This is a genomic window from Klebsiella sp. RCJ4, from assembly GCF_009025755.1.
GTDB classification, from domain to species: Bacteria; Pseudomonadota; Gammaproteobacteria; order Enterobacterales; family Enterobacteriaceae; genus Klebsiella; species Klebsiella michiganensis.
The window spans coordinates 15,855-30,692 of sequence record NZ_WCIN01000023.1; the positions used below are offsets into that span (position 1 = coordinate 15,855).

Below are 14,838 nucleotides of genomic sequence, written 5' to 3' on the forward strand. Positions count from 1 at the left end.
AAACAGCCAGCAGTTTAAACTGCTCGACGATGACAGCAAGAATAATTCTTATTTTTATTCTTTATTACCCGCCAGGCGGAAAGTGAGATTGTAACGACAGCCGCCGGTAGCCGGATGGATGCCCTCTTTCAGCGGTTGAATACCGTGGTAAAACAGCCGCGATTCGCCGCCCCAGACCACCACGTCGCCGTGCTCCAGCAGCACCCGCCGCAGCGGATCGTTACGCCGCAGGCCGCCAAACTGAAATATCGCCGGAAGCCCCAGAGAGACGGAAACAATCGGCGCTCGCAGGTTTTGCTCGTCTTTATCCTGATGCAGCGACAGCTTCGTTCCCGGCTGATAGCGGTTGATAAGACACGCATCCGGGGTAAAGCGCGCATAGCCGCTCGCCGCCGCCGCTTCTGCGGCCAGTTCGCGGAAAAGCGACGGCATCTGCGGCCAGCGCTTGCCCGTCAGCGGATCGTCGGCAGCATAAAGATAGCCGTGCTGGTTGGTGGTCCAGCCCAGCTCGCCGCAGTTGGTCATCGCCACCGACATGGTATAGCCGCCGGGGGTGACCATCTGGCGAAAAGGCGAACGGCAGGCAATCTCGCTGATTGCCTGCAAAAGCGCCGGCGCGCGCTCTCGGGCGTAGCGGCGCAAAATTATCGCCCCCGGAGCCAGCGGCTCCTGCCAGGGCGGCGTATCGGCAAAAAGATCGAGCATTATTTCTCCTCGGATGACGCTTCTCGCGCCAGCAGCAGCGCCTTGCGCGCCGTACCCCAACGATAGCCGGATAGCGCCCCATCCTCGCGAACGACCCGATGACAGGGAATAACCAGCGCCAGTTTATTCGCAGCGCAGGCGCTTGCCACCGCCCTCACCGCGCGGGGGCGGCCAATACTTTGCGCGACCTGGCGATAGCTGCGGGTCTCCCCCGCCGGGATCTGACGCAGCGCCTGCCAGACCTGAAGCTGAAACGCCGTGCCGCGCAGATCCAACGGCAGGGAAAACGGCTGCCGGTGGTCATCAAGATGGGAAAATACCTGCGCCACCCGCTGACGAAAAATCTCGTCGCCCGGATGCAGCCGCGCATTGGGGAACAGGCTGGCTAATTCCGCATAGAGCAAGGCGTCGTCCTCTCCGGGCAGCACGGCGCACACGCCCCGCTCACTCTCAGCCACCAGACAGCGCCCCAGCGGACCGTCACCGCATACCCAGGTAATATCAATATCCCCCCCGCCGCGGCGAAACTGGCGGCCGGTCATTCCCAGCGCGGCGTCAGCCTGCTGGTAGTAGCTGCTACTATCCGGAAAACCGGCAGAGAGCGCCGCATCGGTAATTTTCTCCCCCTGCCCCAGCGCTTCGCGTAAACGGCGAGCTCGCCACGCCTGTTGCCAGGCTTTAGGGGTCATTCCGGTGACGGATTTAAAGAGGCGGTGAAAATGAAAGGGGCTGACCGCAAGCTGGCGTGCCAGCGCTTCCAGCGTTAACGGCGTCTCCTGCTCCAGCAGACGGCACGCGGCAGCCACTTTCTCTACCTTCTGCTGCTGCGGATCGGTTTTTTCCGGCTGGCAGCGTTTGCACGGACGAAAGCCTTCCGCCTGCGCGGTTGCCACATCAGGATAAAAGCGAACATTTTCCCGCAGCGCGCGGCGCGAGCGGCAGGAGGGGCGGCAGCAGACGCCGGTGGTCAGCACGGCAAAGACAAACTGACCATCAGCGCTGGCATCGCGTTCGCATACCGCCTGCCAGCGGCGCTCATCGGTATCAATCATTATCGTTTTCATCACGGACTCCTGCTGTAAGTGTATCTTCAGTGTGGGCCGAAGTCCGTCATCAAAAACCCGAAATCTTGCGCTTTAATTTTTCTCGCCAACGAGGAAAGTGCGGAACTGCGGCGACATCCAGGTTTTAAACCCGTCCCCCTCTTTGATAATCATATAGACCGCCAGCCCCTGTTCGCGTACTACGTCACGCGCATTTTCCGGCCCCAGCACCATCAGCCCGGTATCCCAGCCGTCGGCCTCCAGCGCCGTTGGGGCGATAACGGTCACCGAAACCAGTTTATGATCGATAGGCCGCCCGGTTTGCGGATCGATAACGTGCGAGATGCGCTTACCGTCCAGCTCATAGTAGTTGCGATAGCTGCCGGAGGTGCTGATGCCGTGGCCGTTGATATCAACGATCGCCTGTACCGCGTTTTCGCGATCGGTTGGCTTCTGGATCGCCACCCGCCACGGCTGCCCTTCCGCATTCATTCCCCGGCTCGCCAGCGCGCCGCCCACCGAGACCAGGTAGCGCGAGATCCCCTCCTGCTCCATCAGGCGCGCCAGATGATCCGCGGCGTAGCCTTCACCCACGGTAGAGAGATCGACAAACAGATCCGGAATATCTTTTTGCAGAAACTGCTTGCCGGCCTGGTTGATCACCGTCAGATGCTGTAATCCGCTGCGCGCTTTCGCCGCGGCAATCTGCTGCGCATCCGGCGTTTTGACCGGCTGTTTATCCGGGCCAAAGCCCCATAAATTGACCAGCGGCCCGACGGTGATATCCATGGCGCCATGGGTTTTTGCGCCAATGCGCAGCGACATCGTCACGATATCCGCCATCGCCTCGCTGACCGGCCACGGCGAGGTGCCCGGCGAATGGTTAAAGCGCATCAACGCTGAATCGTTCTTCCAGGTGGAAAGCAGACGATCGTCGGCATCCAGCTGAGCCTGAACTTTCTGGCGCAGCGCCTCGGCCTTCGACTCATCAACGTTGATGACGCTAACCCGCCAGAATGTGCCCATGGTTTTACCCTCCAGCACGGTGGCGGCGGATTTTGGCGTCTGGGGAGTGGTGGCTGAATCACAGCCTGAAAGTAATACGCAGGCGCCGAACAGGGCGGCGCGGAAAAAAGTGATATCCATAAAATTGGCTTCCTCTGGCTAAGGCGCAAAGAGTACACCAGCAAGGTTAAACCGGGCATAAAAAAAGGCGCCATCGGCGCCTTTTTTCAAACTTCAGCGTGCTTAGAACTGGTAAACCAGGCCCAGTGCAACGATGTCGTCGGTAGAGATACCGGCACGACGGGTAAACTCGTTGTCGTCCAGCAGGTTGATTTTGTAGTCAACGTAGGTGGACATGTTTTTGTTGAAGTAGTAGGTCGCGCCTACATCAACATATTTCAGCAGATCCTGATCGCCGAAACCTTCGATGTCTTTACCTTTGGACTGCAGGTAAGCCACGGACGGACGCAGACCGAAGTCGAACTGGTACTGAGCAACCACTTCGAAGTTCTGCGCTTTGTTAGCAAAACCGCTGATGGAGTCAGAATCACCGCTACCGCTGAAACGAGTAGCATTATAGGTCTGGGTGTACTGAGTCGCCAGGTAGATGTTGTTGGCGTCATATTTCAGGCCACCGGTGTAGGTTTCAGCGTTGTCACCACGACCTTTGGACAGGTTATTCTGATCGCCATTACGTTTGGAGTGAGAGTACGCGAAACCAGCGCTGATACCGTCGTAGATATCATAGGTCAGAGAGGTGCCGTAACCGTCGCCGTTCTGTTTCAGAGCGCCACGACCGTTGTTGGTCGGGGAAGTACCTTCGCCGCTTACGCTGCCGTTTTTACCCTGATACTGCAGAGCAAAGTTCAGGCCGTCAACCAGACCGAAGAAGTCAGAGTTACGGTAGGTTGCCACGCCGTTAGCGCGAGACTGCAGGAAGTTGTCAGAACCGTAGGTGTCGCCGCCGAATTCCGGCAGAACGTCAGTCCAGGAAGTTACGTCGTAGACAACGCCGTAGTTACGACCGTAGTCGAAAGAACCCGCGTCGCCGAATTTCAGACCAGCAAATGCCAGACGAGTCCACGCCTGATCGCTGGAGCTCTCGGTGTTGTTAGCCTGAACGTTGTATTCCCACTGGCCGTAACCGGTCAGCTGGTCGTTGATCTGAGTTTCGCCTTTGATGCCCAGACGCATGTAGGTCTGGTCGCCATCGGAAGATTTGTCGTCAGAGAAATAGTGCAGACCGTCGATTTTACCGTACAGATCTAATTTGTTGCCATCTTTGTTATAGACTTCAGCCGCATTCGCTGCGCCTGCTACCAGCAGTGCCGGTACCAGGAGGGACAGTACTTTAACTTTCATGTTATTAACCCTCTGTTTGTTATATGCCTTTTATTATTGCCACTGCTTACTGATTACCCTTCTAATCAGTCGGCTATTTCATTGTGCTGCAAAACGAGGAATAATCCAACAAGAATATGATACTAAAACTTCTAAGATGTTTCAAAATACCCACAAGATGTTTCAATTTGTAAATATGAGGGAACTTTTTTTCGGTCCTAAATGGGTAGTGAAATAAGCACTAATAATCAAAAAATAAAAATTTTTAATCCCTGTCAATGAGTTACACGGTTACATATCTATAGCACTGAATGGTAAAACAAAATTCTCGTCTGCGACTAAAATTACCCTCGCTATCATCATTAACTTTATTTATTACCGTCATTCAGTTCTGAATGTCTGTTTACCCCTATTTCAACCGGATGCCTCGCATCCGGTTTTTTTTACCCTTCTTTACACATCTTTAATTATTCTATGCTACCGGCGAAAAAAATAACGGTTATTAATCAAACAGCTTGCGAATAAACTCAAGGCTGTTTATATAATTTCTTGTTATTTAGTGCTATTTCCGTTAGTCAATCCGTAAATAATTGTACAAAATCACTCGGGCCGTACATCTTTGCTCGCCGCGCGGGTTTGGGATAAATCTCAAGGCAAAAAAGTCGTTGTATAGTATTCAGATGTATGGATTTTGGACGTTAACCTTTATACTGTTCATAGCATCTGCGCTGCCCCCGGTTAACTTGGTGCAACAGTCCGTTTACACATACTGATGAGTCGTACTCTCACACGATGACCCCGAAAAAATTTTCCCTGATACCCGGCAACATTACCCGCTTCTTTATTCTCATGGTCATCGTCCTGCTGGCGACGATGGGGGTCATGATCCAAAGCGCCGTTAACACCTGGCTAAAAGATAAAAGCTACCAGGTTGTCGATGTCAGCTACGACTTACATAAACGCATTGATACCTGGCGCTACGCCACCTGGCAAATCTATGACAACATTGCCGCGACCTCGTCCAGTTCAGCCGCAGAAACAGGGTTACAAGAGACGCGTTTAAAGCAGGACGTTTACTACCTTGAGAAACCCCGGCGCAAAACTGAAGCGCTGATTTTTGGCTCCCATGACAGCTCAACGCTGGAAATGACGCAAAAAATCTCCAACTATCTCGATATCCTGTGGGGCGCCGAGACTATTCCCTGGTCGATGTATTACCTTAACGGCCTGGATAACAGCCTGATTCTGGTTTCAACGCTGCCGTTAAAAGATCTCTCCTCCAGCTTCAAAGAGTCGACCATCAGCAGCGTCGTTGAATCACGACGGGCAGAAATGCTGCTGCAGGCCAACACGTTAGATGAACGCGAGACGTTTTCGTCGCTGCGCCACCTCGCCTGGCAAAACGGCTACTACTTTACGTTACGCACCACCTTTAACCAGCCCGGCCACCTGGCGACCGTTGTGGCCTTCGATCTGCCCATTAACGATCTCATCCCTCCCAGTATGTCGCTGGAGAGTTTCCGCCTGGAGCCCGATCCGTCGCAGAACGTCAGCGCCAATCCGGATAAAGAAACCGCCGACATCGTCAGCATTAACTTTAACGGCCCGCAGATTGAAATTATCACCACGATTAATACCACCGGTATGCGCCTGGTCTGGATGGTGCCCTTTAGCGAGCTGATTCTGGAGTCCTTGCAGAGTATTTTACTGCCGCTGCTGCTGAACATTGGCCTGCTGGCGCTGGCGCTGTTCGGATTTACCACCTTCCGTCACTACAGCGGCCGCAAAAGCATCGTGGGGACGGCCGTTTCCTCGGCCGCCAATAGTGAATTACGCGCCCAGCGCGCCATTCACGAAGAGATAGTTTCTCTGCTGCCGCTGGGGCTGCTGGTGCACGATCAGGAAGCTAACCGGACGGTGATCAGCAATCCGATTGCCGATCATCTGCTGCCGCATCTGAATCTGCAAAACATCATCAACATGGCCGATCAGCACCAGGGCGTGATTCAGGCGACGGTGAACAATGAACTGTATGAAATCCGTCAGTTCCGCAGCCAGGTGTCGCCGCGCACGCAAATCTTTATTATTCGCGATCAGGACCGCGAGGTGCTGGTGAATAAGAAACTCAAGCAGGCCCAGCGCCTGTATGAGAAAAACCAGCAGGGCCGTACGGCGTTTATGCAGCATATCGGCACGGCGCTGAAACAGCCGGCGCAAACGCTGGCGGAAGAAGCTGCTGTGCTCGGCATGGCCGAAAGCCGCAGGCTGGCCCAGCATGCCGATGAACTGGTACAGCTGGTTGATGAAATAGAGCTGGCAAACCTGCTGGAGAGCGATAGCTGGAAGAGCGTTCAGGACCTGTTCTCAATTCAGGAATTGATCGATGAAGTGGTACCTGAAGTCCTGCCCATCATCAAACGTAAAGGTCTGCAGCTGCTGATTAACAACTCGCTACCGGCCAATGAGCAGCGCTACGGCGATCGCGACGCCCTGCGCCGCACCCTTTTACTGCTGATTCAGTACTCGGTGACCACCACGCCTATTGGCAAAATAACCCTGGAAGTCAGTAAAGATGAATCCGCGGACGATCGTCTGACCTTCCGTATTCTGGATACCGGCAACGGGGTTTCGGCGAACGAAATCGACAATATGCACTTTCCATTCCTCAACGATACGCAGGCAGACCTTTACGGCAAAGCCAACGCCCTCACCTTCTGGCTCTGCGATCGCCTGACGCGCAAGCTCGGCGGACAGCTCAATATCAAAGCGCGCGAATCGCTGGGTACCCGCTACTCCCTGCATCTAAAAATGGCCGCCAGCGCGGAGGAGAGTGATTCGGGTGAACATCTGCTGGATGAAGTGGTGATCATGCTTGATGTGACCGCCAATGAAGTCCGCCGTATCGTGACCCGTCAGCTGGAGAGCTGGGGAGCTACCTGCATCACTCCGGATGACAGAATCACAAGTCAACAATATGATCTCTTTTTAACGGATAATCCGTCTAATCTTACTGCTTCGGGCTTGCTTTTAAGCGATGATGAAGCCCGGGTTCATAAGATTGGTCCTGGTCAGCTCCGCGTAAACTTTAATATCAGCGCTGCGCTGCAGGAAGCTATCCTACAATTGATTGAGCAGCAGCTTGCTGAGGAAGAGGAGCAGCCATCCTCTCCCGGGAATGAAAGTAACGCCGAACTGCATGCCAGCGGCTATTACACGCTGTTTGCTGACACGGTACCAGATGATGTTAAGAGGCTGTATAATGAACTGGCGACGGGCGATTTCGCCGCGCTGGCGCAAACCGCCCACCGCCTCAAAGGGGCATTTGCTATGCTAAATCTGGTACCCGGCAAGCAGTTATGTGAAACGCTTGAGCATCTGATTCGTGAAAAAGATGCGCAAGGCATAGAAAAATATATCAGCGACATTGACGTTTACGTCAAGAGCTTGCTGTAGCAAGGTAGCCTAATACATGAACAATATGAACGTAATTATTGCCGATGACCATCCGATCGTACTGTTCGGTATTCGTAAGTCACTTGAACAAATTGAGTGGGTGAACGTTGTTGGCGAGTTTGAAGACTCCACCGCATTAATTAACAATCTGCCTAAACTGGACGCACACGTCCTGATTACCGATTTATCGATGCCCGGTGATAAATACGGCGATGGCATTACGCTTATTAAATACATCAAGCGTCATTTCCCGGACCTGTCAATCATTGTACTGACAATGAACAACAACCCGGCGATCCTGAGCGCGGTTCTCGATCTGGACATCGAAGGGATCGTCCTGAAACAGGGTGCGCCGACCGATCTGCCTAAGGCGCTCGCCGCGCTGCAAAAAGGCAAAAAATTCACCCCGGAAAGCGTTTCGCGCCTGCTGGAAAAAATCAGCGCCGGCGGTTACGGCGACAAACGTTTGTCGCCCAAAGAGAGTGAAGTACTGCGTCTGTTCGCCGAAGGCTTCCTGGTCACCGAGATAGCCAAAAAGCTCAACCGCAGTATCAAAACCATCAGTAGCCAGAAAAAATCGGCGATGATGAAGCTCGGCGTGGAAAACGATATCGCCCTGCTCAACTACCTCTCTTCCGTTTCCCTGAGCTCAACGGACAAAGACTAACGTCTCTCTTCCCGGATAGCGCGGCGCTATCCGGGAAACATCTTTTATTCCCTGCCCTTACGTACCCGCGCGGCGTAGACCGTCAGCGTCTGCTTGATAATATCCAGAGTGACCGGTTTTGAAAGGCAGCTGTCCATACCGGACTCCAGGCAGCGCTGCTTCTCCTCCGCCAGCGCGTTGGCGGTCACCCCAATAACCGGCAGCGTAAGCCCTAGCTGGCGAATGCGCTGGGTCAGGCGATAACCATCCATATTCGGCATGTTGACGTCGCTGAGCACGATATCAATATGCTGCTTGCTCAGGACATTCAGCGCATCGACCCCGTCATTTGCCGTCACGCACTGATAGCCCAGCGATCCCAGCTGATCGGCCAGCAGACGTCGGTTAATCGGATGATCGTCCACCACCAGAATCATCATGTCATCATTGCTGGCGGTTTGCGCATCCGCCGCGGATAGCGCAGGGCCGTTTTCCGTACTGGCCATGGCAATATGGAAGATGCGGGCCAGCAGCGGCAGCAGCTCCTGCGGCGTGGCCACGCTATGCAGCCACTCGCCGGGCGCCCGCTCCTGCGGAATACCGATATGCCGACGAGAGAAGATCACCATCGCGCAGCCGTCCCAGGCGTTACGCGTCTCGCTATCGGTCAACAGAATATCCTCCGCGCCCGGCGCTTGCCCGGCAAAATGACGGACCGGAATACCGTGGTATTTCAGCAACTGCTCGACGAACAGCGCCAGCGAGCTGTTATCAATCGCCAGCCAGCAGCATTTTTCCGCCAGGCCATCAATATTCGGCGACGGCGTATTTTGTACGCCATAAAGCGGGATACGAATAGTGAAGCGGCTGCCCATACCAGGCTCGGTTTCAACGGCAATATCGCCATCCATCATGCTGATAAGCTTTTCACAAATCGCCAGACCGAGTCCGGTCCCCTGGAAATTGCGCTGCACGCCGGTCCCCACCTGGAAGAACGGGTCAAACAGGCGTACGACCTCTTTCGCCGGGATCCCTTCCCCGGTATCGCGTACGCTGATGCGCAGATAATCCTCCGCCCGCTCTACGTGCAGGATAATGCAGCCGGTATCGGTAAACTTAATCGCGTTACTCAGCAGGTTTGAAATAACCTGCTGCAGGCGCATCGGATCGCCGGACATCAGCTGCGGTACGTCAGGTTCAATAAAGCAGTACAGCCCGAGATGTTTCCGCACCACCAGCGGCAGATAGTTGGCGGAAATATGGTTCATGACCTCGCGCGGCGAAAACTCCCGCGGCTCAATTTTGAGCTGTTCGGACTCAATTTTCGAGAAATCGAGGATGTCGCTAATAATTTTCAGCAGCAGGCTGGAAGAGTTGTTCATCGCCGTCACCAGACGATCGACGCCCTTCGGTAGCTCTTTGGTCTGCAATAAATCGAGGTTACCGATAATCCCGTACAGCGGCGTTCGCAGTTCGTGGCTGACGGTGGCAAGGAACATCGATTTCGACTGGCTGGCCTGCTCGGCGGCCTGGGCCATCTCCTGCAGCGACTCTTCCATTTTGACGCGCGCAGAGACATCCACCAGCACGCAAATCGCCACGTTCTCGTTACGGTAGCGCGAGTGGACAAAGCTGATTTGCAGATTGGTATTGTTGCTGGTCAGCACATCGACGAAGTTCACCTGCTGGCCGCAGATAATTTGCGTCAGCCGCTGCCGATCCTCATGGGTTAGCATATTGAGATAGTTATGCGCCAGCTCGTTACTCAGGATATTGGTGCCGTCGATCGTACGTAAAATACAGATCCCCACCGGCGCGGAGGCAACGATTTTTCGGTTGAACTGCTCGTGCTCTTCGAGGCGCTGGGCGTCGTTTTCAGCCGGAATAAAAATCCGCCGTTCATACATGCGGGCAAGCGCAAAAAGGAGCCCGCCGGTAAGCAGATTGAGCACCACGGCGTTCAGTATCAGCATCCGGATGCGTTCCAGTACCTGATCCACCGGCACCGAATAGACAATGCTCAACGATGACGGCGGCAGGCTTTTTTTCATCGCCAGCTCGCGAAAACCGGCGGTATAGCCGAACCACAGACGCTCCTGCATCCACTTCGCATCCGGTTTAATATTGCTATCCGACCCGGCAAGCGAGATCAGCGTCTGTCCGCTATCGTCGAGAATCGTCACGTTCATCGGCAAACTGCCTGGGGTAAAGAAGCTTTCCATGCGGATGGTTTGCTCTACGCCAAGCATGGCCTGCAGGCGATTCGCCACATAGATTGGGGTCAGCGCATAGAAATAGCCAACGCCCGGACGCACGCCCTGGCTTATCCAGAACAGATTGTTACCGCGCTCGTTTTGCGGCGCGTCGCGATACTGCTCAATGCGCTGATGCAGCACTTTTAACGCCTGGTCCCGCTCCAGCGGAATATCGCGCAGGCCGAAGTTGGCCATACACAGATTGTCGCTACCAATCATAAAAATACGATTGAGGTCGTAGGCCGTTGAGAAATTGTCGCGCCAGTAGCGCATAAACCACGCCAGTGACTGCAGCGAGTTACGCCAGGTCGTACTCATCAGCGCGCAGTCGGAATCCGGGTAGAGCGGTTCAAAATCAGGGATCGTAATATCACCGCGCTGCACCGGCGTATCGCCGCCTTCGCTACCGTCCATCGGCCGGTTGCCGGCAACGTATTTCAGCTCTTTGATCACATCGGCCGTACGCTGTATGTAGCGCTGCGCCTGATCGGCATTGAGGTTAAATTCCTGGCGAATTTCCGATTCGCGATCGTGCAACGCATTGACGATGTAAAACACCGAAACAAAAGCGACCAGCACCCACAGCAGTATCGCCAGCGCTCTGAACAGATAGCGTGAAACCTTTAACGTGTTATGGAAAGAAGCTAGATATTTCAATGTGGCGATGCTCGGCCGTCAGGGGCTCAACAGAATGGCGTTAAGGTAACGATAAAACAACGGTCCCGCAACGGGAAAACAAAAAGGGCCGGGGAGAGCCCCGACCCTTTCAGACAATTACCGCAGAGAATTACTCTTCGTCTTCGGCGATGTCATCGTCAGTATCCGCTTCCGGCGCGATATCTTCGTCGCCTTCCGCCGCGCTGCCGTCGATGGCATCCAGCTCTTCGTCATCAACCGGCTCAGCCACGCGCTGCAGGCCGACCACGTTTTCATCTTCCGCAGTACGAATCAGGATCACGCCCTGAGTGTTACGACCGACAATGCTCACTTCAGATACGCGGGTTCGTACCAGCGTGCCCGCGTCGGTGATCATCATAATCTGGTCGCAGTCATCAACCTGCACCGCGCCCACAACGGAACCGTTGCGTTCGGTCACTTTGATTGAGATAACGCCCTGGGTCGCACGCGACTTAGTAGGATACTCTTCAGCTGCGGTACGTTTACCGTAGCCATTCTGCGTAACGGTCAGGATCGCACCTTCACCGCGCGGAACGATCAGAGAAACCACTTTGTCCTCGCCGGCCAGCTTGATGCCGCGCACGCCTGTGGCGGTACGGCCCATCGCGCGGACGGCGTCCTCTTTAAAGCGCACCACTTTACCGGCGGCGGAGAACAGCATGACTTCGTCCTGACCGGAGGTCAGATCGACGCCAATCAGCTCGTCGCCTTCGTTGAGGTTAACCGCGATAATACCGGCGGAACGCGGACGGCTGAATTCAGTCAGCGCCGTTTTCTTCACGGTACCGCTGGCGGTCGCCATAAAGACGTTCACGCCCTCTTCGTATTCGCGGACCGGCAGGATCGCGGTAATACGCTCGTTGGCTTCCAGCGGCAGCAGGTTGACGATCGGACGGCCGCGCGCGCCGCGGCTGGCTTCCGGCAGCTGATAAACCTTCATCCAGTAGAGACGACCGCGGCTGGAGAAGCAGAGGATCGTATCGTGGGTGTTGGCCACCAGCAGGCGGTCGATGAAGTCTTCTTCTTTGATACGCGCCGCAGATTTACCTTTACCGCCACGACGCTGGGCTTCGTAGTCGGTCAGCGGCTGATACTTCACGTAGCCCTGATGCGAAAGGGTCACGACAACATCTTCCTGGTTGATCAGGTCTTCAATGTTGATATCCGCGCTGTTCGCGGTGATCTCGGTACGACGCGCGTCGCCGAACTGTTCACGGACCAGCTCCAGCTCTTCGCGGATAACTTCCATCAGGCGATCGGCGCTGCCCAGAATGTGCAGCAGTTCCGCGATCTGTTCCAGCAGCTCTTTGTATTCATCGAGCAGTTTTTCATGCTCAAGGCCGGTCAGCTTCTGCAAACGCAGATCCAGAATCGCCTGCGCCTGCTGTTCAGTCAGGTAGTACTGGCCGTCGCGTACGCCGAACTCGGGCTCCAGCCATTCCGGACGGGCGGCGTCATCGCCGGCGCGTTCCAGCATCGCGGAAACGTTGCCCAGATCCCATGAACGGGCGATTAAGGCAGCCTTCGCTTCCGCCGGGGTCGGCGCGCGGCGAATCAGTTCGATAATCGGATCGATGTTGGCCAGGGCAATCGCCAGCGCTTCGAGGATGTGCGCGCGATCGCGGGCTTTACGCAGTTCAAAAATCGTACGACGGGTCACCACTTCGCGGCGATGGCGCACGAACGCGGCAATAATTTCTTTCAGGTTCATGATCTTCGGCTGACCATGGTGCAGAGCAACCATGTTAATACCGAAGGAGACCTGGAGCTGGGTCTGCGAATAGAGGTTGTTCAGCACCACCTCACCCACCGCATCGCGCTTCACTTCAATCACGATGCGCATACCGTCTTTATCGGACTCGTCGCGCAGCGCGCTGATGCCTTCGACGCGTTTGTCTTTGACCAGCTCGGCGATTTTCTCAATCAGGCGCGCTTTGTTCACCTGATACGGAATTTCATGCACGATGATGGTTTCGCGGCCGGTTTTCGCGTCAGCTTCCACTTCCGCGCGCGCGCGAATGTACACTTTACCGCGACCGGTACGATAGGCCTCTTCAATGCCGCGGCGACCGTTGATGATCGCGGCGGTCGGGAAGTCCGGACCTGGGATGTGTTCCATCAGCCCTTCAATGCTGATGTCTTCATTTTCAACGTAGGCCAGACAGCCGTTGATCACTTCGGTGAGGTTGTGCGGCGGAATATTGGTCGCCATACCTACCGCGATACCTGACGAACCGTTGACTAACAGGTTCGGGATTTTGGTCGGCATAACGTCAGGGATCTTTTCCGTGCCGTCATAGTTATCGACGAAATCCACCGTCTCTTTTTCGAGGTCGGCCATCAGCTCATGGGCGATCTTCGACATACGGATTTCCGTATAACGCATCGCTGCGGCGGAGTCGCCGTCGACCGAACCAAAGTTACCCTGGCCATCTACCAGCATATAGCGCAGGGAGAATGGCTGCGCCATACGTACAATGGTGTCATACACGGCAGTATCACCATGAGGGTGGTATTTACCGATTACGTCACCAACGACACGGGCAGATTTTTTATAGGCTTTGTTCCAGTCATTGCCCAATACGTTCATGGCGTATAGTACGCGACGGTGTACCGGCTTCAGGCCATCTCGGACATCCGGCAGCGCACGGCCAACAATGACCGACATCGCATAATCCAGATAGGAGCTCTTCAGCTCTTCCTCAATGTTGACCGGTGTAATTTCTCTCGCAAGGTCGCTCATCTAACCGCTATCCCTCTACTGTATCCCGGATTCAAAGGTCGCAAATTATAACACAGCCGCGGTGATACGGGTAAACCTATACCCAATGATTTTCGCGCGGCGAAAGGCGACAGGGATAGACGGTTTATTCATCCCTGAGGCCTGATATACTCGCGGGTCTGAACTGAACAGGAGTAAAAGCGCCCATGAATGCCGAAAAACCGTCGGTGGCCCACAATGTTGATCATAATGAAATCGCTAAATTTGAAGCCGTCGCCTCGCGCTGGTGGGATTTAGAGGGCGAATTCAAGCCGTTACATCGCATCAATCCTCTACGCCTCGGCTATATCGCGGAGCGCTCCGGCGGCCTGTTTGGCAAAAAAGTACTTGATGTCGGCTGCGGCGGCGGCATCCTGGCGGAAAGCATGGCCCGGGAAGGCGCAGCGGTGACCGGTCTGGATATGGGCTTCGAACCGCTACAGGTGGCGAAACTGCACGCCCTGGAGAGCGGCATTCAGGTCGAATATGTCCAGGAAACCGTTGAAGAGCACGCGGCGAAGCACGCCGGAGAGTACGACGTCGTTACCTGCATGGAGATGCTGGAGCACGTCCCGGATCCGCAGTCGGTCGTCCACGCGTGCGCGCGGCTGGTCAAACCTGGCGGTCAGGTGTTCTTCTCAACCATTAACCGCAACGGTAAAGCGTGGCTGATGGCGGTCGTCGGCGCCGAATACATCATGAAAATGGTGCCGAAGGGAACCCACGACGTGAAGAAATTCATCAAGCCCGCGGAGCTGATCGGCTGGGTAGATGAGACAATTCTGAAAGAGCAGCATATTACCGGTCTTCATTACAATCCGTTGACCAATACCTTCAAGCTGGCACCAGGGGTGGATGTTAACTATATGTTGCATACAACGGCGAAAAAAGCATAACGTCAGCTGTATTTCCTATGATGATTGCGCGGCATCAAGCCGCGTGATTTTTTCT

At 54.9% G+C, this 14,838-nt stretch carries 9 protein-coding genes; 3 read left to right on the forward strand and 6 right to left on the reverse strand.

All coding sequences use genetic code 11. From position 1 onward, the window contains the following. Positions 1-54: 54 nt before the first annotated feature. The 4 genes from alkB to F8562_RS06520 form a co-directional block, all read right to left on the reverse strand. A complete protein-coding gene (alkB, locus tag F8562_RS06505; protein WP_014230211.1) occupies positions 55-705 on the reverse strand; it encodes a DNA oxidative demethylase AlkB in 651 nt (216 codons plus the stop codon). Continuing rightward, positions 705-1,769, reverse strand: coding sequence for a bifunctional DNA-binding transcriptional regulator/O6-methylguanine-DNA methyltransferase Ada (gene ada, locus F8562_RS06510; RefSeq protein ID WP_014230212.1), 1,065 nt, complete (start codon positions 1,767-1,769; stop codon positions 705-707). The genes alkB and ada overlap by 1 nt, the downstream gene beginning before the upstream one ends. Before the next feature lie 72 nt (positions 1,770-1,841). Beyond that, on the reverse strand, positions 1,842-2,894 hold the full coding sequence (gene apbE, locus F8562_RS06515; protein ID WP_014230213.1) for an FAD:protein FMN transferase ApbE: 1,053 nt from the start codon (positions 2,892-2,894) through the stop codon (positions 1,842-1,844). A 102-nt stretch (positions 2,895-2,996) separates the two neighbouring features. After that, a complete protein-coding gene (locus tag F8562_RS06520; protein WP_014230214.1) occupies positions 2,997-4,115 on the reverse strand; it encodes a porin OmpC in 1,119 nt (372 codons plus the stop codon). A 771-nt stretch (positions 4,116-4,886) separates the two neighbouring features. Here F8562_RS06520 and rcsD point away from each other — a divergent pair. Both rcsD and rcsB read left to right on the forward strand, forming a co-directional pair. Beyond that, positions 4,887-7,547 (forward strand): phosphotransferase RcsD, encoded by a 2,661-nt coding sequence (gene rcsD / locus F8562_RS06530; protein WP_014230215.1) that lies wholly within the window; start codon positions 4,887-4,889, stop codon positions 7,545-7,547. A gap of 16 nt (positions 7,548-7,563) precedes the next feature. After that, entirely contained in the window at positions 7,564-8,214 is a 651-nt protein-coding gene (gene rcsB, locus F8562_RS06535; protein ID WP_004103995.1) for a response regulator transcription factor RcsB, read from the forward strand. Between the two features lie 44 nt (positions 8,215-8,258). On the opposite strand, the gene rcsC is transcribed toward rcsB, so the two are convergent. Continuing rightward, a complete protein-coding gene (gene rcsC / locus F8562_RS06540) occupies positions 8,259-11,105 on the reverse strand; it encodes a two-component system sensor histidine kinase RcsC (protein WP_094909349.1) in 2,847 nt (948 codons plus the stop codon). 130 nt (positions 11,106-11,235) lie between these two features. Beyond that, the gene (gyrA, locus tag F8562_RS06545; RefSeq protein ID WP_004852752.1) at positions 11,236-13,869 is read right to left on the reverse strand and encodes a DNA topoisomerase (ATP-hydrolyzing) subunit A; all 2,634 of its coding nucleotides are present in this window, start codon (positions 13,867-13,869) and stop codon (positions 11,236-11,238) included. A 185-nt stretch (positions 13,870-14,054) separates the two neighbouring features. Here gyrA and ubiG point away from each other — a divergent pair, with 185 nt between their 5' ends. Then, positions 14,055-14,783, forward strand: coding sequence for a bifunctional 2-polyprenyl-6-hydroxyphenol methylase/3-demethylubiquinol 3-O-methyltransferase UbiG (gene ubiG / locus F8562_RS06550; RefSeq protein WP_014230217.1), 729 nt, complete (start codon positions 14,055-14,057; stop codon positions 14,781-14,783). Positions 14,784-14,838 lie beyond the last annotated feature (55 nt).